The following is a 19,203-nucleotide window of genomic DNA, read 5'->3' as shown; positions in this document are numbered from 1 at the left end:
GTGGACGTCCTCGGTCTCCTCGGCGACGGCTTCGCCGGTGCCCTGACCCCCGCCAACCTGCTCTGGGTCGTCGTCGGGTGCCTGCTCGGCACCGCCGTCGGCGTCCTCCCCGGCCTCGGTTCGTCGATGGCGGTGGCGCTGCTGCTGCCCGTGACGTTCTCGCTCGACCCGACGGCGGCGTTCATCATGTTCGCCGGCGTCTACTTCGGCGGGCTCTTCGGCGACTCGACGATGGGCATCCTGATGAACACGCCGGGGCAGGCCTCGGCGATCGCCTCGACGTTCGAGGGTCACAAGATGGCGCTGAACGGACGAGCGGCCCAGGCACTCGCGACGGCCGCGATCGGCGCGTTCGTCGGCGGCATGATCGCCTCGGTCCTGGTCGTGTTCCTCGCACCGGCGCTCGCATCGTTCTCGTCGAGCTTCGGACCGGCCGAGTTCTTCGCCCTCGCACTCTTCGCGTTCGTCACGACCTCGTCGGTCGTCACCGACGACGCGCTGAAGGGCCTCGGGTCGCTGTGCCTCGGGCTCGGCATCGCGGTCATCGGCGTCGACGGCATCTCGGGTGCACCGCGCTTCACGATGGGCGTGCCGGAGCTCTTCGACGGCATCTCGCTCGTCACGGTGACGGTCGCGGTCCTCGCGCTCGGCGAGGTCATCTACGTCGCGTGCCTGGCCCGACACCTGAAGGACGGCCGGATGGTGCGGGCAACCGGTCGCCCGTGGCTCTCGAAGCGGGAACTCCGCGAGGCGGCACCCGCGTGGCTGCGCGGCACAGCGATCGGGCTGCCCTTCGGCGTGGTCCCCGCCGGCGGGTCCGAGATCCCGACCTTCCTGGCCTTCGGGCTCGAGAAGCGACTCGACGCACGCCGGAAGCACCCGCAGTTCGGCACGGGAGCGATCCGCGGTCTGGCGGCGCCCGAGGCCGCGGGCAACTCGACGACCGGCATGGCGATGGGCGCCCTGCTGTCCCTCGGTCTGCCGGTGTCGGCGACCGCCGCAATCATGCTCGCCGCGTTCCGCCAGTACGGCCTGCAGCCGGGCCCGCTGCTGTTCGACCGCTCCCCCGACCTGGTCTGGGCGCTGCTGGCGTCGTTCTTCATCGCGATGGTCGTGCTGCTCGTCATCAACCTGCCGTTCGCGATGCTCTGGGCGAAGCTGCTCCGCATCCCGCGGGCCTACCTGTACGCGGGGATCGCGGTCTTCTGCGGGCTCGGCATCTACGCCACGAGCGGTTCGGTGTTCGACCTGCTCATGCTGCTCGGCATCGGTCTCGTCGGGTTCCTCATGCGGGCGCTCGACGTGCCGCTCGCGCCGCTCATCATCGGCATGGTGCTCGGGCCCCTCGCCGAGACGAGCCTGCGCGACGCGGCGCTGAGCGCCGACGGCGACTTCTCGGTCCTGGTGGCCGGGCCGATCCCGATCGTGCTGTACGCCGTGCTGGCGGTCGTGGTCGCGGTCACCGTGACCAGCCGCGTCCGGGCGCGGCGGGCTGCGCGCCGCGAGCTGGTCGACGCGTAGCGGCGCCGGACCCGCGCCGAGCCGGCACCGCGACGCGCAGCGGCGCCGGACCGGCACCGCGACGGACGGGAGGCACGTGGCGGCCCCGCACCGCGCCTCCCGTCCGTCAGGTGGCGCGCTACGCTCGGCGGATGCGCGCGACCGTGCGGGACGTGGCGGCCCTTGCCGGGGTCTCCCCGAAGACCGTCTCCAACGTGGTGAACGGCGGTGTGCCCGTGCGGCCCGCGACACGGGAACGCGTCGAGCGTGCGGTGGCCGAGCTCGGCTACGTGCCGAACCTCTCCGCCCGCGGACTCCGGAACGGTCGCTCGGGCGCGATCGCCCTGACGCTGCCGGAGCTCGGCAACGCCTACTCGGCCGAGCTCGCGCAGTGGTTCGTCGAGCTCGCCCGCGAGCGCGGGTGGACGGTGCAGCTCGACCAGACCGGTCACGACCCTGGCCGTGAGCGCGAACTCGTCTCCCGGGCCCGCGCGCACCTCGTGGACGGACTCGTGCTCAACCCGGTGTCCCTCAGCGCGAGTGTCCTGGCCGAGACCGAGGGGCTCCCGCCGACCGTGGTCATCGGCGAGGTCGAGCCCGAGCACGTCGACCAGGTGCACGTGGACAGCCGGCTGGCCGCACGCGAGGTCACGACCCACCTGCTCGACCGCGGGCACCGTCGGATCGCCGTGGTCGGAGCGGCGCGCCCCACGGACGCCACCGCCACGAGCGAGCTGCGCGACCGGGGTCACGCGGACGCGCTCGGCGCGGTCGGCCTCGAGGTCGACCCGTCCCTGCGCGTCCCGCTGCCGGCGTGGACGACGAGTGCCGCCGCCACCGGGTTCGCCGCGTGGCTCGACGCGAACCCGCTGCCGGACGCGGTGTTCGCCTACACGGACTCGATCGCGTTCGGCGTGCTCCACGTCCTGGCAGCGCGGGGCGTCCGCGTCCCGGAGCAGGTCAGCGTCGTCGGGTTCGACGACGTGGACGCGGCCGCCTTCGCGATCCCGGCGCTCACGACGGTGTCGTTCGACCGGCGGGCGTTCGCGACCGCCGCGCTCGACCTGCTCACGCAGCGGATCGCGGACCCCGAGGCGCCCCCGTCGACCGTCGTCGTGCCGCACCGGATCGTCGAGCGCGCGAGCGTCGCCACGCGCTGACCAGCGACGCTGCACCACCACGGTCGCATCGCCGTGCAGCCGCCGTGCGCGGACCGCGGTCGGCTCGTCCCCGGGCGCGGTACCGTGCGCGGCATGAGCGCCGACGACCCCGCGATGCCCGTCCTGACCGCGACCGTGCTGCAGTCCCCCGACCCGGTGCGCCTTGCACGGTTCTGGGGTGCGCTCACCGGCTGGGTCGTGCACGAGGACGGGCCGACGTGGCTCCGCGTGCGCCCGGCGGACGGCGGGGTCGGGCTCTCCGTGCAGTACGACGACGCCTGGACGGCGCCGACCTGGCCGCCGACCCCCGGCACGCAGGGCATGCAGTTGCACCTCGACCTGCAGGTCGAGGACCTCGGCGCCGCGACCGCCCGTGCGCTCGAGCTCGGTGCGACCGAGGCGGCCTTCCAGCCGCAGGACGACGTCCGCGTGCTGCTCGACCCCGACGGGCACCCCTTCTGCCTGTTCCTGCCCGGCGCCTGAGCGCGGCGGGGGCGCGGCACCGGCGCGAGACTCGGCCAGGCGGACGAGACTCGTGCGCCCTGGGGGCGAAAGTGTCCGTCAGCGCGAGTCTCGGGCTGGGGTGCTCGCGGCGCCGCGTCAGTCCGCGGTGGCCTGGAGCACCACGTCACGCGTCTGCTGCGCCCCGAGGATGCGGAAGTGCCCGCCGACGGGCACCCGCACGTTGGTGGCCCCGGCGAGCTCGCTGCCGCCCGGGATGAGCGTGTCGAACACACCCCAGACCGAGGTGATCCGCGCGTTCACCGCCAGGTCGCGCCCGAGCGCGGCGATCACCGGGTCCGCCGCCCGGAAGGCCCGGAGGTGCGGGACGGGTGCGAGCCGCGCGTAGACGGACCCGCCGAAGGGCGTCGACACCGCGACCATCCGGTCGATGCGCTCCCCCTCGGGCAGCGTCATCGCGTACTTGCCGATGAGGCCGCCCTTGCTGTGGGCCAGCACGAGGACGTCGCGCAGGTCGTGCTCGTCGAGGTACGCCAGGACCTCGCGCGCCGACTCCGGGACGGGGCGCAGGTTGTGCCGCAGCACGGGCAGCACGTGGACGGGGTGTCCGGCGTCGTGCACGGCGTCCATGAGGGGGCGCATGAAGTGCCAGGTCTCGTAGACCCCGGGCACGACCACGACCGGCTGCCCGGCACCCGACCGGTAGTCGTCGGCGGTCGTCGGGCCGGCGCTGCGGAGCTGCCACCGTGCCGCGTACCACCAGTCGAGGGTCGCCCACCACGCGCGTCGCAGCAGCGACACCCGGACGGGAGGCCCGTCCCCCGTCGCCGGGACCGCTCCGGTCCCCGGGGTGGTCGCCCCGGTCACCGGGCGTCACCCGTCGTCGTGTCACCGGTCGTCGTGTCACCGGTCGCTTGGTCACCCGACAGCGCACCACCGGTCAGGGCGTCCTCGGTCGTCTGCACCCGGCGGAACTCGTCGACGAGCCGCGCGAACGCGACCGGCTGGCGGTCCTGCACGTGGTGCCCGCCGGGCAGTTCGACGAGGGCGCCCCGGCGCGCCGACGCGGCGAGTGCGGCCGCCCAGTCCCGCCGACCGATGGGGTCGCGGTCGCCACGGACGACGAGCACCGGCTGCACGAGGGCCGGGACGACGTCCTCGGTCCGGTAGCGCAGCATCGGTCCGAGCTGCCGGACGTACTGGCGGAGGCTCCGCAGGTAGTCGGTGAGGACGACGGCGTTCATCCGGGCGTCCTCGACGAACCCGTCGCGGGCGAGGTCGAGCGCCTGCTGCACGAGCGTCCGTCGAGCAGGGTCGACGACCGGGCCGACCAGGACGACCGCGGACACGACGTCGGGGTGCCGGCGTGCGGCCTCGACGACGACCTGGGTCCCCATCGACTGCCCGACGAGCACCAGGTCGACGGCTCCGAGCGAGCGGACGGCCCGGACCACGAGGTCGCCGAGCTCCTCGAACGGCACCGTCCGGCCGACCGGCGGGAGCCCGCCGAAGCCGGGCAGGTCGACGGCGACCGTGCGGTGGGTGCGCGCGAGGTGCCGCTGCGTCCGGGCGAAGGACCGGTGCGACATGCCGATGCCGTGCACGAGCACGACCGTCGGTGCCAGCGTGTCGCGCAGACGACCGGCCGGGGCGAGGGTCCGGAGCCGCACGGGCAGCCCCTCGATCTCGATGGTCCTCACCTGTGCGCGCACGCTGCGAACCTACCCGTGGGCCCGCGGCGCAGGATCAGTCTCGACGCCGCGTGCCCCGCAGCCCTATGCTCCGCAGCATGCGCAAGGTGACCTCGGGGCTGTTCGCATCGGTCGACGGTGTGGTGCAGGACCCGTACAAGTACCAGTACGACTCCTTCGACGCCGAGCTCGGGACCGCCATGACGGCGTGGATGGAGCGCACCGAGACGGTCCTGCTCGGCAAGCAGAGCTACCTGGAGTGGTCCGAGTGGTGGCCCCGGCACGAGGACGACCCCTTCGGCCGGTGGATCAACCCGATCGAGAAGCACGTCGCGTCGACGACCCTCGGCGACGACCTGTCGTGGCAGAACGCGCACCGCATCCAGGGCGACGTCGACGACTTCGTGCGCGAGCTCCGCGCCGGCGACGGCGGCGACGTCGCGGTCACCGGGAGCGTCACCCTGGTGCGCCACCTGCTCTTCGCCGGGCTGCTCGACGAACTCCAGCTCATGACCCACCCGGCGATCGCCGGTGCCGGACGGCGGCTCTTCGAGCCGACCGACCCGCCCACGCGGCTCCGGCTCGTGCAGAGCGTGGTGACCAGCAAGGGGAACGTCCTGAGCACCTACGCGCCGTTCGCCGGCTGACGGAGGCGAGCCGGGCCTCCAGGCCGACCCGGGAGGACCGCTCCATCGGCAGCGGGACGGGCAGGTGGACCGACGGGGTCCCGGACCGGCGTACCCTTCTGGGTGGCCGTCGACCGCACCACCAGGAGGACACCATGTCCGAGGACACCCGCCCGCACGTCGTCATCGTCGGTGGTGGCTTCGCGGGCATCGCCGCCATGCGTGAGCTCGCCGACGCGCCGGTACGGGTGACGCTCGTCGACCGGCACGTCTACAACATGTTCCAGCCGCTCATGTACCAGGTCGCGACCGGCGGCCTGAACGCCGGCGACGTGACGTACTTCCTGCGGAGCCTGCGCGCCAAGCAGGCCAACGCGGACTTCCGGCACGGGCTCCTCACGGGCATCGACACCGAGCACCGCGTCGCGGAGATGTCCGACGGCGAGCACCTGCACTACGACTGGCTGATCCTCGCCAACGGCGTCAACACGAGCTACTTCGGCACCCCCGGCGCGTACGAGTACGCGTACTCGATGTACTCCCGCTCGCAGGCCCTCCGCATCCGCGACGAGCTGTTCACGCGGCTCGAGCAGGCCGCGGCGAAGCAGGGACCGGACGAGATCCGCGTGGTGATCGTCGGCGGCGGCGCGACCGGCGTCGAGATGGCCGGAGCCCTCGCCGAACTGCGCGACCAGGCGCTCGTGGGCGCCTACCCGGAGATCGAGCGGGGCAACATCTCGATCACGCTCGTGCACCGCAGCGGCGAGCTGCTCAAGCCGTTCGCGCCCCGGCTCCGTCGGTACGCCGCGAAGATCCTCCGGAAGCGCGGGGTCGTCCTCCGGTTGAACACCGGTGTCGCCGAGGTCAAGCCGGACGGTGTCGTGACGGCGTCGGGCGAGTTCATCCCGGCCTCGCAGGTCATCTGGGCGACCGGTGTCGCCGCGCACAAGGAGGTCGCGGGCTGGGGCCTGCCTCAGACGCACGGCGGACGCATCCAGGTGAACGACGACCTCAGCGTCAAGGGCGTCGAGCGCATCTTCTCCGCCGGCGACATCGCCGCGCAGGACGACGCCCTCGCCCAGCTCGCGCAGCCGGCGCTCCAGGGCGGCAAGCACGCCGCACGGCAGGTCGTCCGCCTGCTCGAGGGCAAGCCGACCGAGCACCTGCGGTACTTCGACAAGGGCACGATGGCGACGATCGGCACGAACGCCGCGGTCGCCCAGCTGCGCGGCGGCATCACGATGGTGGGGCCGGTCGCATGGATCGCCTGGGTCGGGGTGCACATCGCGTCGCTCCTCGGCAACGGCAACCGGCTGTCGACCCTGTCCCACTTCTTCGTCCGCTACATGTGGTTCATGCGGAAGCGGTCGATCCCGATCGTCGGCGACGTCCGTCCCGTGCGCCCGAACGGCGACCGCGAACCCGAGCCCTGGCAGATGCAGAAGGCCGAGTAGCGCGGCGCGGCGCGGCGCGGCGCCGAGGCTCGCGCAGACGGACACTTTCGCGACCATCGGGCCGCGAAAGTGTCCGCCGGGCCGAGCCTCGGCGCCGCCGACAGGCCGACACGCCGGCACGCCGTCAGCGACGGGCCACGTGCGCGTACGCCCCGGCGGCGATGTCCTCGAGCAGCGTCGGTCCGGTCGGCTCCCACCCGAGCAGCTCGCGGGTGGCCCCGGAGGTCCCGGCCATCTCCATCGCGAAGAAACCGCCGATGAACCCGAAGTGCTCGGCCGCGTCCGCCGGGTCGATGCTCGCCACCGGCACGCCGAACGCCTCGCCGATCGCGGCCGCGATGTCGCGCGTCGCGATGCCCTGCTCCGCCACCGCGTGCAGCCGGGTGCCGGCCGGCGCCTGCTCGAGCCCGAGCCGGACGAGGCGCGCGGCGTCGGTGACGTGCACGGCCGCCCAGTGGTTCGTGCCCTCGCCGACGTAGCCGGAGACGCCGCGGTCGAGCGCGACGCCGGCCAGGTACGCGATGAACCCGTGGTCCCCCACGCCGTGCGTGGTGGGGCTGAAGCGCGCCGCGATGCTGCGGACGCCCTGGTCGACGAAGTCGAAGGCACGGTTCTCGCTGCCCCCGCGCGGGCTGTCGACGCCCGTGAACGGCGACGCGTCGCCCTCGTCCGCCGGGCGGTCGGGTGCGAGTGCGGCGATGCCCGAGGCGACGACGAGGGGGCGGTCGGTCCCCGTCAGGGCGGTGCCGAGCGTCTCGACCGCCGCGCGCTCGGCGGCGTTCGTCGCGGCCTGGTCCGACCAGTCGTGCTTGTTGGCGAGGTGCAGGACCCCGTCGGATCCATCGGCCCCGCGGCGGAGGGCGTCGAGGTCGTCGAGGTCGCCCCGGAGGACCGTGACCCCCTTCGCCTCGAGAGCGGCGGCCGAGGCGTCGGACCGGGCGAGACCGGTGACGTCGTGTCCGGCGGCGAGCAGCTCGTCGACGGTGTGGGAGCCGATCCAGCCGGAGGCTCCGGTGACGAACACGTACATGTGCGTTCCCTTCACAGGTGTCCGCGGCCTGATGTCACGGACTGACATCACCGTAGCACTCGATGTCAGCCACTGTCATCAGTAGACTCCCCTCCATGGTGCGATGGCAACCGGGTACCCGTGAACGACTCCAGGGCACGGCCCTGCAGCTCTTCACGGAGCACGGCTACGACGAGACGACCGTGGCGGAGATCGCCGCGGCCGCCGACGTCACGGAGCGCACCTTCTTCCGGCACTTCGCCGACAAGCGGGAGGTCCTGTTCGCCGGGCAGGACGACTTCCTCGGCATGTTCAGCGCGCCGGTCGAGGACGCCCCCGCCGGCACGCCGCCCTTCGAGCTGGTCCGGCGCGCCCTCGACGCCGCCGCCGCCTTCTTCCCCGACGACCGCCGGGCGTGGTCGCGGACGCGGCAGCGGGTCATCGACGCCGTCCCCGCGCTCGGCGAGCGGGAGCTCGGCAAGCTCGCGAACCTGAAGGTGCACCTGGGTGCCACCCTGCGGACGCACGGGGTCGCCGAGCCGGCCGCCACGATCGCCGCGGAGACGGCGGTCACCGTGTTCCACCTGTCCTTCGCGCGGTGGATCGCGGAGGACGAGGACCGCGACTTCGGGACCATCGTGCACGAGCGCCTGGACGCCCTCGCCGAGGTCGTGCACCCCGGTCGTTGAGCGTCCTCTTACCCGGAGAGAGCACGCTGGTCGTCATCCGTACGAACGATCCTCGCAGGGAGGAACCGTGGCGACGAACACCCTCGCGCCCGAGCACGTCCGCACGACCGACAGCAGCACGCCGGTCGGACGCGGGTCCGGCGCTGCCCGGACGACACCGCCGCCGCCGCTGACCCGCCGTGCGCCGGCCCTCGACGGCCTGCGCACGATCGCCATCGCGATGGTGATCCTCTACCACCTGCACGTCCCGCAGTTCGAGGGCGGCTTCATCGGCGTCACCGTCTTCTTCGCCCTGTCCGGCTTCCTCATCACGACGCTGTTGCTCGGCGAGCACCGGAGGACCGGCCGCATCCGTCTCGGGTCCTTCTGGCTGAAGCGCCTGCTCCGCCTGTACCCGGCGCTGCTCGCGCTCGTCGCCGTCGGCCTGCTCCTCTGGAACTGGGTCGGCGACTACAAGGGCGCGTCGTTCGGGCCCGGCGAGGCCGCGTTCATCGCCCTCACCTACACGGGCAACCTCTTCCGGTCGTTCTGGGACACCACACAGGGCGTCTTCGCGCACACCTGGTCCCTGTCCATGGAGGAGCAGTTCTACCTGGTCTGGCCGCCCGTCCTCGTGCTGCTGTTCCTGGTCCGGTCGCGTCGGCGCTGGCTGCTCGCCGGCCTCGGCGCGGTGATCGTCGGGTGCTCGGTGGCCGCCGGGCTGGTCTACCGGACGCCGAACAGTGGTGCAACGCCCGACGTCTACTTCTCCCCCGTGCTCGGCGTCGTGCCCCTCGCGACGGGATGCCTGCTCGCCCTGCTGCTCGACGACGAGCGGATCCGGACGTGGGCCGCGGGTCTCGCCGGCCACGTCGCGACCTGGGCCGGGCTCGCCCTGCTCGTCGGGACGATGCTGTGGATCGGCGACGACTGGGCGCAGCACGCGTGGACCTTCAGCGTCGTCCTGCCCCTCACCGGGGTCGTCTCCGCCGTGCTCATCGCCGGACTCGTCTCGGTGCGCAGCCCGCTCTCGGTCGCGTTCGCGTGGACACCGGTGTCGTGGTTCGGCCGTCGGGTCTCGTACGCCGCGTACCTCTGGCACCCCCTCGTCATCGCGCTGCTCGACCCGTTCGCGGTCGGACCCTGGGGGAAGGTCGGGCTCGTCGGCGCCTCGGTCCTCGTGGCGATCGGTGCCGCCTACGCCGTCGAGGTGCCGGTCGAGAAGGCCCAGCGTCGCTTCCGCGAGGCGCGGCGCCTGGTCGCCGCCGACCGCGCGGCACGCGACTCCGCCACGACCTGACGCGACGGGTCCCGTGGGCGGGTCGCAGATCCGGACCACGACCGGACACCGGACGGGAGGCGCGTGGCGGCCCCGCCCCGCGCCTCCCGTCCGGTGGGCGGCCGGTCTGGTGCGTCTCCTGGGCCGGACGCCGTGACCGTTCCGTAGGCTCGCCTGCGTGACCACGGAACGCGTCGACGTCCTCGTCGTCGGCGGTGGCCCCGTCGGCCTGTTCGCTGCCGCCCTGCTCGCCGCGCGAGGAGTCCGCGTCGCCGTCTGGGAACGGCGCGACGCGCCGCCCGTCGGCTCGCGCGCGATCGGGATCCACCCACCGTCGCTCGACGCCTTCGCAGCGGTCGGACTCGACACCGCGGTGCTCGCCGAGGCCGTGCTCGTCCGGACCGGCGTGGCCCGGAGCCGCGGGCGAACCCTCGGGACGCTGTCGTTCGACCGCGCGTCGGCGACGCACCCGTACGTCGCCACCCTCGACCAGCACCGCACCGAGACGCTCCTGCGCGAGCGGCTCGCGCCGGGCGTCCTGCGGACCGGGACGAGCGTGACCGGCCTGGACCGGCAGCGGACGTACGTCCGCGCCCACGGCACCGGACCGGGCGGCGAGCCCGTCGCCCTCGAGGCCGCGTTCGTCGTCGGCGCCGACGGCGCCCGGAGCGCCGTGCGGGACCTGCTCGGCGTCGGCACGACCGGGCGGGACTACCGCGACCGATACGTGATGGGCGACTTCGCCGACCCGGAGCCGGCCGACGCCCGCTCGGCGGCGCTCGTCGACGTCGGGCCGGGCGGCGTGGTCGAGTCGTTCCCGCTCCCCCACGGTCGACGGCGCTACGTCGCCCTCGTGCCGGAGGACGTCGCGCCGGCGGCGGCCGGGGGTGCACCGGACCCGGCGACGGCCGCGCGGCTCGCGGCGATCGTCGCGGAGCGGACGGGCGCGACCCCCGACCCCGCGACCTGCACGATGACGAGCGGGTTCCGCGTCCGGCGCCGTGCGGCCACACGGGTCGGCGTCGGCCGCGTGGTGCTCGTCGGTGACGCCGCCCACGAGATCAGCCCCATCGGCGGGCAGGGCATGAACCTCGGGTGGCTCGACGTCGCCGACCTCGCGCCGGTGCTCGCCGACGCGGTCGCCTCGGGGTCCGCCGGGCCGTGGCCGGGCTACGCACGACGGCGCCAGCGGGCCGCGCGGCGGGCGGGGCGACAGGCCGAGGCGAACATGGCGCTCGGTCGGCCGACGGGTGCCCTCGGTGCCTCCGGGCGGGAGGCACTGCTCCGCGCGGTGCTGGCGCTCCCGACGGCGGAGGGCCTGGCGGGCGTCTACGCAATGCGCTGGGCCTGAGGGCGGTCGGGTCGTTCGGCGCCCGGGTCAGGCGACGAGTCGGGCGCCCGCCACGCCGAGCTCGACGACGAGCACGAGCGAGGACGCGATGACGAGCCGGAACAGCGCCCGGGTGGGCCGCCCGGCGAACACGAGCCGGATGCCGACCACGGCGAGCACGACCACCACGGCGGCCCCGACGACCGCGAGCACCACCCCGGCTCCCCGTGCCGGGTCGTCGCCGCCCAGCTGACCGCCGAGCACCAGGGCCGCGGCCACCACGAGCGCCGCGAACGCGAGCGTGCCGGCACCGCGGAGGCCCAGACGGTGCGGGAAGCCCCGCACCCCGGTGGCCGCGTCGTCGAGCAGGTCGGGCAGCACGTTGGTGCAGTGGATCGCGACGCCGAACACCGCGCCCGTGGCGATCGCCCACCACGTCGGCCACGCACCGCCACCGGCCGCCACCGCCACGACCGGCAGCAGACCGAACGCCACGACGAAGGGCGCGACCGACCAGACCGTCCGCTTCAGCCCGGCGTCGTACGCCCACCCCGCGGCCACGAGCACGACGTGCGCGAGCGCGGCGACCGGGCCGAGGAACAGGCTGACGAGGACCGCCACCGCCGCGGTGACGAACGCCGCGGTCCGGACGGTCGACACCGCGACCAGCCCGCGGGCGACCGGCTTGTCGCTCCGGCCGACGGCGCGGTCGCGGTCGGCGTCGATCCAGTCGTTCGCCAGGCCGATCGAGAGCTGCCCGGCCACGACGGCGAGCGCGACGACGGCGACGAGCCACCACGGGTGCCCGACGGCGGCGGCGATCACGGCGGCGAGGACGGTCACCGTGACGGTCGGGCCGGGGTGCGACGACGCGAACAGCAGGCGGAGGGTCGAGGGCCGTCGGGTGTCGCTCACACCCGTGAGCGTACGGGTTCGACATTGGCCCCGAACTCGGGATACATCAGTGTTGCACTCCAGCACGTGCTGACGGAAGCTTCGAACTGAGCCGGCACGGTGCCGACCCGGGAAGGACGACTCGATGCGACTCGAGCTGCACCACACCACCATCCTCGCCAGCGCGGCGACCGTCGCGATCGCCGCATCCGCGCTGGTCGCCTCGCCGGCAACGGCCTCTGCGCGACACCGGCCGAGCCCCCGCGGCTGGCGGAACGCACCGTGCAGGCGCTGTACGACGCGACCGACCCGCGGACGCACGTCTTCGACGGGGGCGAGGCGCGCGCTTCCGGGGTCGAGGCAGGACTCGTCGATGACTACGCCACGGGTTTCGCCGCCACCGGCGGATCCGTCCGCGGTGCGACGGTCGACAGCGCACGGCTCTCGGCCCTCCGCGCGGCAGGCGACGTCCGAGCGTGCTCCGGTCGGACGCGCTCCGACTCCACCTCGGCTCAGCTGAACGTCTACCTGAGCAGTTGCAACACGAACCGGTTGCTCGCGGTCATCGGAGGGGGAACCGGCGTCGTCGGGACCATCGCCGGCATCCTCGCACCCACGGGGCTCAGGGCTGCTGCTGCCGGCGCCCTCGCCGGGGTCCTCGCCGTCGCCGGTGCGTTCCTCGGTGTGTGCGCCGCGAAGGGACGTGGGACGGTCATCCACAACATCCCACCGTCGACCATCACCTGGTGCAACTCGCAGTGACGACCGGACGCGAGAGAGGCCACCGCGACGGGTACCTCGTCACGGTGCTCGCCGTGCTCATCGGGGCGGGGGCCGGTGCCGCCCTCTCCCTGGCCGCGGTCGCGGGATGGGCGTTGCCCGCGGACGACCCCCTGTCCCTCCGGCTGGCACGGACGAGCGTCGCACTCGCGGCGGTCCCGGTCGTCTGCGCCGCCGCGCTCATCGTGGTCACAGCGAGGAGGAACCGCGGCGGACCGGTCGACGGCTCCGGGCGCTGATCGCACGATCGAGCAGCACGACGGGAACGGCCCGCGCCGCGTCGGAGACGACGGGGCGCGGGCCGGTGTGCTGCGGTGGTCAGGCCGCGGGGATGAGACCGTTCGGGTTCAGGACGTACTTCGTCGCCGCGCCCTTGTCGAACTCCTCGTAGCCGCGCGGGGCCTCGTCGAGCCCGATGGGCTTCGCGTTGACGTTCTTCGCGATGCTCGTGCGGTCGTGCAGGATCGCCATCATGAGCTGCCGGTTGTACTTCATCACCGGGCACTGTCCGGTCGTGAATGACAGCGACTTCGCCCAACCGGTGCCGAGGCTGAGGGACAGCGCACCCTTCTGCGCGGCCTCGTCGACGCCGCCCGGGTCACCCGTGACGTAGAGCCCGGGGATGCCGAGCGCGCCACCGGCCGCCGTGACGTCCATCAGCGAGTTGAGCACCGTCGCCGGGGCCTCGTGGCCCGAGCCGGAGCCGTGGCCCTTCGCCTCGAAGCCGACGGCGTCGATGCCGCAGTCGACCAGCGGCTCGCCGAGGATCTGGTCGATCTGGTCGGCCGGGTCGCCATTCGTCAGGTCGACGGTCTCGCAGCCGAAGGTCCGGGCCTGCGCGAGCCGGTCGGCGTTCATGTCACCGACGATGACGACGCTCGCGCCGAGCAGCATCGCACCGGTGGCGGCGGCGAGACCGACCGGTCCGGCACCCGCGACGTAGACCGTCGAACCGACCTCGACGCCGGCGGTCACCGCACCGTGGAAGCCGGTCGGGAAGATGTCCGACAGCATCGCGAGGTCGAGGATCTTCTCGAGCGCTTGGTCGCGGTCCGGGAACTTCAGCAGGTTCCAGTCGGCGTACGGCACGAGCACGTACTCGGCCTGGCCGCCGACCCAGCCGCCCATGTCGACGTAGCCGTAGGCGCTGCCCGGGCGGTCCGGGTTGACGTTGAGGCAGATGCCGGTCTTGCGCTCCTTGCAGTTGCGACAGCGACCACAGGCGATGTTGAACGGCACGGAGACGATGTCGCCGACCTTGATGAACTCGACGTCGGACCCGACCTCGACGACCTCGCCGGTGATCTCGTGCCCGAGCACGAGGTCGGTCGGTGCCGTCGTGCGCCCGCGGACCATGTGCTGGTCGCTGCCGCAGATGTTCGTCGCCACGGTGCGCAGGATCGCCCCGTGGTTGACCTTGCGTCCGACGTTCGCCGGGTTGACGCCGGGTCCGTCCTTGAGTTCGAAGGTCGGGTAGTCGGTCTCGATGACCTCGACCTTCCCCGGTCCCTGGTACGCGACTGCGTGGTTGCTCGCCATGTGATCCTCCTCGATCGTCGGCGGCGGTGACACCCGCGGGTGCGGGCGCCGGGTGTGTGCGAGGGGTCGGCCCGTCGGCGGACAGGGGCGCCCACCGACGGGCCGCCCCTCAGAAGGCAGCGGCTCCGGCCTCGGCGACTTCCTGATCCTGCTCGACGGTTCCGGTCGAGACGCCGATCGCGCCGACGACGCGGCCGTCGCGGACGAGGGGGATGCCCCCGGCGAAGACGACGAGCCGACCGCCGTGGGCGTCGCTCAACCCGAACAGGTCACCGGTGGGACGGGTGATGTCGTTCAGGTCCTTCGTCTGCGTCTGGAACGCGATCGACGTGTACGCCTTGTTGATCGCGATGTGGATGCTGCCGATGTTCGCGGTGTCCATGCGCACGTGCGCCTTGAGGTTGCCGCCGGCGTCCACGACGGCGACGTCCTGCGGCTGACCGATCTCCTCGGCCTTCGCGACGGCGGCGTCGATGACGCGCCGGGCGTCGTCGAGGGTGATGCTGTCCTGGATCTTCTCGTTCGCCACGGTGTCGTCTCCGGCGTCAGAAGGTGCGGATCGGGATCTCGGCGGGTGCCGCGAGCAGTTCCTCGACCTCGTCGTCGAGCTTGACGAGGGTGATGGAGGCCCCGGCCATGTCCAGCGAGGTGCAGTACTCGCCGACGTAGCTGCGGACGGGGGTGATCCCCTGGGCCACGAGCTTCTCGTGGGCGATGCCGTAGAGCAGGTAGAGCTCGCTGATCGGGGTCCCGCCGAGGCCGTTCACCATGAGCGCGACCCGGTCGCCGTCCGCGAACGGCAGGTCCGAGACGATCGGGTCGAGGAGGATGTCGACGATCTCGTCGGCGGAGACGATCTTCTGCCGTGCCCGCCCGGGCTCCCCGTGGATGCCGACCCCGACCTCGATCTCGTCGTCGCCGAGCTCGAACAGGGGGGAACCCTTCGCCGGCGGGGTGCAGGCGGTGAGCGCGACACCCATCGTCCGGGTGACGGAGTTCACCTTCTGGCCGATGCGGACGACCTCGTCCAGCTCGGCACCCGCCTCGGACGCGGCTCCGACGGCCTTGATGACGAAGAAGTTGCCCGCGACACCGCGACGACCGATCGTGTACGTGGAGTCCTTCACGGCGACGTCGTCGTCGATGAACAGGGTCTTCACCTTGATGCCCTCGGCGTCGGCGAACTCCTCGGCCATCTCGAACGCCATCTTGTCGCCCGTGTAGTTGTTCACCAGGAGCAGCACGCCCTTCGGGCTGTTCACCCGGCGAGCGGCGGCGACGACGTAGTCGGTGGGCGGTGCGGCGAAGACGTCGCCGGGACAGGCGGCGTCGAGCATGCCCTTCCCGACCACCATGACGTGCGCGGGCTCGTGCCCCGAGCCGGAGCCCTGCACGATCGAGACCTTGTCGTCGCGCGGAGCGTCGGCGCGGGCGATCAGGTTGGCTTCCGGGTCGTAGGTCAGGGTGTCCGGGTTGGCGAGGGCGAGGCCCTTGAGCATCTCCGGGACGAACTGCTTCGGGTCGTTGACGAACTTCTTCACTGCGGTTGCCTCACTTCATCGTGGTGGTCGGGTACTGCGAAGGGTCGTGCGGTGGTGGTGCTCGGGTCCTGCGGGAGGCCGTGCGGTGGCGTCGCTCGTCACCAGTCGTCAGCGACGCGCTCGGCGAGCACGGCCACGGCGACGGCGCCGGGATCGGGCGAGCCGATGCTGCGCTCGCCGGTGTACGAGGCCCGACCACGGCGCGCCTCGAGCGCCGAGGTCGCGTCGGCGGCCTGTCGTGCGACCTCGGCCGCGCGGCGCGCGATCGCCGTGCCGTCCGCACCGGCGGCGGCGTCGGCCTCGATGGCGTCGGTCATCGGCACGATCGCGTCGAGGAGGGTCTTGTCGCCGAGGTCGGCACCGCCGCGCTTCTTGATCCCCTCGACCGCGGCTCGGAGCATCGCGACGACGTCGTCGGCCCCCAGGTCCTCACGGCCCTTCACGACCCCGGCCGCCCGGAGGAACGCGGTCCCCCAGATCGGCCCCGACGTGCCGCCGATCCTGCTGCTCATCGTCATCGCGACCTGCTGGAGGAAGGTGCCGGGATCGGAACGGTCGTAGCCGTCGAACCCCTCGAGCACGTTCTCGAACCCGCGGGCGAGCGAGTACCCGAAGTCGCCGTCGCCGGCCACCGCGTCGAGGTCGCTGAAGTACGTCTCGTTCTCGACGCAGGTGGTGGCGATGAGCCGGACGGTCTGTTCGAGGTGCGTGGTGGCGGCGGTGGTCATCGTGGTCCTCCGGTCGGGTTCGGGAGCTGGGTGAGGGTGTCGAGCGTGACCTGGCCGTCCGGTTCGACGTGGGCCGGATCGGCGATGACGTGGGCGGGGGTGTCGGGCAGGTCGCCGAGTCGATCGACGACGAGCGCGGCCCCGGTGAAGTCCTCGCCGGCGGTGTAGCTGCTGACGGTGACGACGGTGGTCAGGCCGGCGCCCAGCGCTGCACGGAGCCCGTTGGCGCTGTCCTCGACGACGACCACGTCGGCCGGGTCGACGCCGAGCTCGCGGACGGTCAGCTCGTAGACGTCCGGTGCCGGCTTCTTGCGCGGTACGACGTCGCCGGCGAACACGCGGAACCAGGTCGCGGCGTCGTCGCCGACCGCGTGCTCGAGGACGGCGCGGACGGATGCCTCGGCCGAGGTGGACGCCACCGCGAGCAGCCACCCGGCGTCGTGGGCCTCGTGCACGATCCGGGCGATGCCCGGTCGAGCGGGCATCACGCCGTCGCGCACCATCGCCGTGTACCGCCGGGTCTTCTCGGCGTGCCACTCCGCGACGAGCGCGCGCTGTCCGTCGGGATCGGCGGGGAGCCCGGCACGGTCGACGAACTCCGGCGTCAGCAGGGACGCCAGCCGCTCCTTCCCGCCGCCGATGCGCAGCACCTCGGCGTAGTCCTCCTCACTCCACCGGACGGGCAGGTCGAAGTGCGCGAAGGTCGCGTTGAACGCCGGCAGGTGCCCGTCGCGCTCCGTGTCGGCCAGGACCCCGTCGCAGTCGAAGACCAGCGCGCGGGTCACGGCCGACCCGCCGTGCTGTCGTCGGCCTTGCCGTCCGCGCCGAACCACGCGACGTGCTCCGCGATGACGTCGGTGACGGCGGACTCGATCGCGGCGACGAGCTTCGGGGGGTCCCACGAGTCGGTGTCACGGGCGTGCTCCAGGTGGGCGAGCGATGCCCGCATGTACGCGTGCTTCACCGCCGTCGAGATGTTCACCTTCGAGACGCCGGCGTCGATGAACGCCCGGAAGTCCTGCTCGCCGAGACCCGTGCCGCCGTGCAGGACGATCGGGCGGTCGGTCAGTCGCGCGAGCTCGGCCGCGCGCTCGGGGAGCAGGACCGGGTCCGCCTTGTACAGTCCGTGGCTCGTCCCCAACTGGGGCGCCAGGAGGTCGGCACCGGTCTGCTCGGCGACCTCGGCGAGCTGCTCGACCGGGTACGCGTGCCGCGACTCGTCGCTGCCGACCCCGTCCTCGACACCGAGGATGTTCTCGATCTCCGACTCCACGTCGACACCGGCGGCATGGGCGGCCGCCGTGACCTCGCCGGTCTCGCGCACCGCGTCGTCGAGGCCCCGGTCGGAGGCGTCGAACAGGACGCTCGACCACCCGGCGGCGATCACGTCGTCGAGCACCGCCCGGTCGGGACAGTGGTCGAGGTGCAGGGCGACCGGCACGGCGACGTCGCGGGTGAGCGCTCGGAAGAGGTCGGTCGTGAAGGCGGTCCCCGAGCTGCGGACGGTCTTCACGGAGATCTGCACGATCAGCGGAGCGCTCGTGCGGACCGCCGCGGCGACCACCGCCCGCATGCTCAGTTCGTCGAACACGTTCACGGCCGGTACCGCGTACCCGCCGTCCCGTGCGGTCCTGGTCAACGTCCTGGTGGACACGTCCATGCCTGGGTCCTCACTTGCGTCGTTGCGTCGTGGGATGTCGTCTCCGTCGACGACTGCTCGGACTGTACCTGTCTATACCGGACTCGACAAGTATCATGAGCGGCTACCGGATGTGCATCCGCGCAGGGAACGAGGTGGACCGTGCTCGACGAGGTGGACCGCGATTCCGCCGTGCCCATCTACCAGCAGCTCGAGGACATCTTCACCGCGAAGATCACCGGCGGCGAGTGGGCACCGAGCCAGCGGATCCCGTCCGAGAACGAGTTGAACCGGTACTACGGCACCAGCCGGATGACGGTGCGGGGGGTGCTCACCAAGCTCACCACCGACGGCCTGCTCACACGGGTCCCGGGCAAGGGGACGTTCGTCGCGCCGGAGAAGATCAACGCGGTGTCCCCCGCGTACCGCGGCATCCGCGAGCAGCTCGAGGTCCTCGGGTACGACATCAGCACCGACCTCGTGTCGATCGACCGGGGCCCGGCGCCGACCCGCGTGCGCGACCGTCTGGGGCTCGGCCGCGACGACGACGTGTTCGCGATCGTCCGCCTGCGCTCGGTCGACGGCAAGCCGCTGAGCGTGCACCGGTCGTTCGTGCCAGCCACCCTCGCGCCGACGCTCGACACGCTCGACGTGGTCGGCGAGCAGCTCTGCGTGGTCCTCGAGGACGCCTTCGACCTCGCGATGCACGACGTCGCCGAGGGGCTCGAGGCCGTCGCGGTCGCCGACGCGGATGCGACGCTCCTGGGACTGCGCCGCGGCGACCCCGCACTGCAGCTCACCGACGTGATCTCGGACCGCGCCGGCACGACCTTCGAGTACTCGACGATCGTCTTCCGCGGCGACCGGATGCGCCTGCAGTTCGACTACACGCGCCCCTGACCC

General features: G+C 72.8%; 21 protein-coding genes. 11 read left to right on the top strand and 10 right to left on the bottom strand.

From position 1 onward, the window contains the following. The 3 genes from AB0N84_RS11810 (at position 1) to AB0N84_RS11800 (ending at position 3,143) form a co-directional block, all read left to right on the top strand. Positions 1–1,521, top strand: coding sequence for a tripartite tricarboxylate transporter permease (locus AB0N84_RS11810; RefSeq protein ID WP_182047112.1), 1,521 nt, complete (start codon positions 1–3; stop codon positions 1,519–1,521). Positions 1,522–1,652: 131 nt separating this feature from the next. After that, the gene (locus AB0N84_RS11805) at positions 1,653–2,660 is read left to right on the top strand and encodes a LacI family DNA-binding transcriptional regulator (protein ID WP_363546436.1); all 1,008 of its coding nucleotides are present in this window, start codon (positions 1,653–1,655) and stop codon (positions 2,658–2,660) included. 93 nt (positions 2,661–2,753) lie between these two features. Further along, positions 2,754–3,143 carry a VOC family protein gene (locus AB0N84_RS11800; protein ID WP_289459533.1) on the top strand — a complete coding sequence of 130 codons (390 nt, stop codon included), beginning with the start codon at positions 2,754–2,756 and terminating at the stop codon, positions 3,141–3,143. Between the two features lie 117 nt (positions 3,144–3,260). Here the strand turns inward: AB0N84_RS11800 and AB0N84_RS11795 are convergent, their stop codons facing one another. Both AB0N84_RS11795 and AB0N84_RS11790 read right to left on the bottom strand, forming a co-directional pair. Beyond that, positions 3,261–3,989, bottom strand: coding sequence for an alpha/beta hydrolase (locus tag AB0N84_RS11795; RefSeq protein ID WP_363546432.1), 729 nt, complete (start codon positions 3,987–3,989; stop codon positions 3,261–3,263). Beyond that, the gene (locus AB0N84_RS11790; protein ID WP_363546429.1) at positions 3,986–4,834 is read right to left on the bottom strand and encodes an alpha/beta fold hydrolase; all 849 of its coding nucleotides are present in this window, start codon (positions 4,832–4,834) and stop codon (positions 3,986–3,988) included. Before AB0N84_RS11790 ends, AB0N84_RS11795 begins: the two co-directional genes overlap by 4 nt. Before the next feature lie 77 nt (positions 4,835–4,911). On the opposite strand from AB0N84_RS11790, the gene AB0N84_RS11785 reads away from it, so the two are divergent. Then, the gene (locus AB0N84_RS11785) at positions 4,912–5,460 is read left to right on the top strand and encodes a dihydrofolate reductase family protein (RefSeq protein WP_363546426.1); all 549 of its coding nucleotides are present in this window, start codon (positions 4,912–4,914) and stop codon (positions 5,458–5,460) included. A 134-nt stretch (positions 5,461–5,594) separates the two neighbouring features. Then, entirely contained in the window at positions 5,595–6,893 is a 1,299-nt protein-coding gene (locus AB0N84_RS11780) for an NAD(P)/FAD-dependent oxidoreductase (protein WP_363546423.1), read from the top strand. A 124-nt stretch (positions 6,894–7,017) separates the two neighbouring features. Here AB0N84_RS11780 and AB0N84_RS11775 read toward each other — a convergent pair whose 3' ends face one another. Further along, positions 7,018–7,923 carry an SDR family oxidoreductase gene (locus AB0N84_RS11775; RefSeq protein ID WP_363546420.1) on the bottom strand — a complete coding sequence of 302 codons (906 nt, stop codon included), beginning with the start codon at positions 7,921–7,923 and terminating at the stop codon, positions 7,018–7,020. Positions 7,924–8,018: 95 nt separating this feature from the next. Here AB0N84_RS11775 and AB0N84_RS11770 point away from each other — a divergent pair, with 95 nt between their 5' ends. From AB0N84_RS11770 to AB0N84_RS11760, 3 genes are all read left to right on the top strand, one after another. Then, on the top strand, positions 8,019–8,591 hold the full coding sequence (locus tag AB0N84_RS11770; RefSeq protein WP_363546417.1) for a TetR/AcrR family transcriptional regulator: 573 nt from the start codon (positions 8,019–8,021) through the stop codon (positions 8,589–8,591). Between the two features lie 67 nt (positions 8,592–8,658). Beyond that, the gene (locus tag AB0N84_RS11765; RefSeq protein WP_363546414.1) at positions 8,659–9,870 is read left to right on the top strand and encodes an acyltransferase; all 1,212 of its coding nucleotides are present in this window, start codon (positions 8,659–8,661) and stop codon (positions 9,868–9,870) included. A 157-nt stretch (positions 9,871–10,027) separates the two neighbouring features. Further along, on the top strand, positions 10,028–11,200 hold the full coding sequence (locus tag AB0N84_RS11760) for an NAD(P)/FAD-dependent oxidoreductase (protein ID WP_363546411.1): 1,173 nt from the start codon (positions 10,028–10,030) through the stop codon (positions 11,198–11,200). A 27-nt stretch (positions 11,201–11,227) separates the two neighbouring features. Here the strand turns inward: AB0N84_RS11760 and AB0N84_RS11755 are convergent, their stop codons facing one another. Then, positions 11,228–12,094: a UbiA family prenyltransferase gene (locus tag AB0N84_RS11755; RefSeq protein ID WP_363546408.1), complete on the bottom strand. Its 867-nt coding sequence runs from the start codon at positions 12,092–12,094 to the stop codon at positions 11,228–11,230. Positions 12,095–12,355: 261 nt separating this feature from the next. Here AB0N84_RS11755 and AB0N84_RS11750 point away from each other — a divergent pair, with 261 nt between their 5' ends. Together AB0N84_RS11750 and AB0N84_RS11745 are read left to right on the top strand one after the other, a co-directional pair. Continuing rightward, complete coding sequence (locus tag AB0N84_RS11750) at positions 12,356–12,835, top strand: hypothetical protein (RefSeq protein ID WP_289459524.1); 480 nt, start codon at positions 12,356–12,358, stop codon at positions 12,833–12,835. After that, positions 12,820–13,092, top strand: coding sequence for a hypothetical protein (locus AB0N84_RS11745; protein WP_289459523.1), 273 nt, complete (start codon positions 12,820–12,822; stop codon positions 13,090–13,092). The genes AB0N84_RS11750 and AB0N84_RS11745 overlap by 16 nt, the downstream gene beginning before the upstream one ends. A gap of 79 nt (positions 13,093–13,171) precedes the next feature. Here the strand turns inward: AB0N84_RS11745 and fdhA are convergent, their stop codons facing one another. The 6 genes from fdhA to AB0N84_RS11715 all read right to left on the bottom strand — a co-directional run bounded on the left by fdhA (position 13,172) and on the right by AB0N84_RS11715 (position 18,321). Further along, entirely contained in the window at positions 13,172–14,392 is a 1,221-nt protein-coding gene (gene fdhA / locus AB0N84_RS11740; RefSeq protein WP_363546404.1) for a formaldehyde dehydrogenase, glutathione-independent, read from the bottom strand. Between the two features lie 109 nt (positions 14,393–14,501). Further along, a complete protein-coding gene (locus AB0N84_RS11735; RefSeq protein ID WP_259346187.1) occupies positions 14,502–14,921 on the bottom strand; it encodes a heme-binding protein in 420 nt (139 codons plus the stop codon). A gap of 16 nt (positions 14,922–14,937) precedes the next feature. After that, on the bottom strand, positions 14,938–15,933 hold the full coding sequence (gene dhaK / locus AB0N84_RS11730; protein WP_363546400.1) for a dihydroxyacetone kinase subunit DhaK: 996 nt from the start codon (positions 15,931–15,933) through the stop codon (positions 14,938–14,940). A gap of 98 nt (positions 15,934–16,031) precedes the next feature. Beyond that, complete coding sequence (gene dhaL / locus AB0N84_RS11725; RefSeq protein WP_182047101.1) at positions 16,032–16,661, bottom strand: dihydroxyacetone kinase subunit DhaL; 630 nt, start codon at positions 16,659–16,661, stop codon at positions 16,032–16,034. Continuing rightward, positions 16,658–17,446, bottom strand: coding sequence for an HAD-IA family hydrolase (locus tag AB0N84_RS11720; protein ID WP_182047100.1), 789 nt, complete (start codon positions 17,444–17,446; stop codon positions 16,658–16,660). Before AB0N84_RS11720 ends, dhaL begins: the two co-directional genes overlap by 4 nt. Beyond that, positions 17,443–18,321, bottom strand: a complete 879-nt coding sequence (locus tag AB0N84_RS11715; RefSeq protein ID WP_182047099.1) for a class II fructose-bisphosphate aldolase — start codon at positions 18,319–18,321, stop codon at positions 17,443–17,445. Before AB0N84_RS11715 ends, AB0N84_RS11720 begins: the two co-directional genes overlap by 4 nt. Positions 18,322–18,462: 141 nt before the next feature. Here AB0N84_RS11715 and AB0N84_RS11710 point away from each other — a divergent pair, with 141 nt between their 5' ends. Next, positions 18,463–19,200, top strand: coding sequence for a GntR family transcriptional regulator (locus tag AB0N84_RS11710; RefSeq protein WP_363546395.1), 738 nt, complete (start codon positions 18,463–18,465; stop codon positions 19,198–19,200). Positions 19,201–19,203: the final 3 nt, after the last annotated feature.

The sequence above is a fragment of the Curtobacterium sp. NPDC089185 genome (assembly GCF_040685235.1).
GTDB lineage: Bacteria > Actinomycetota > Actinomycetes > Actinomycetales > Microbacteriaceae > Curtobacterium > Curtobacterium citri.
This window is presented reverse-complemented; position numbering and strand designations above follow the sequence as displayed.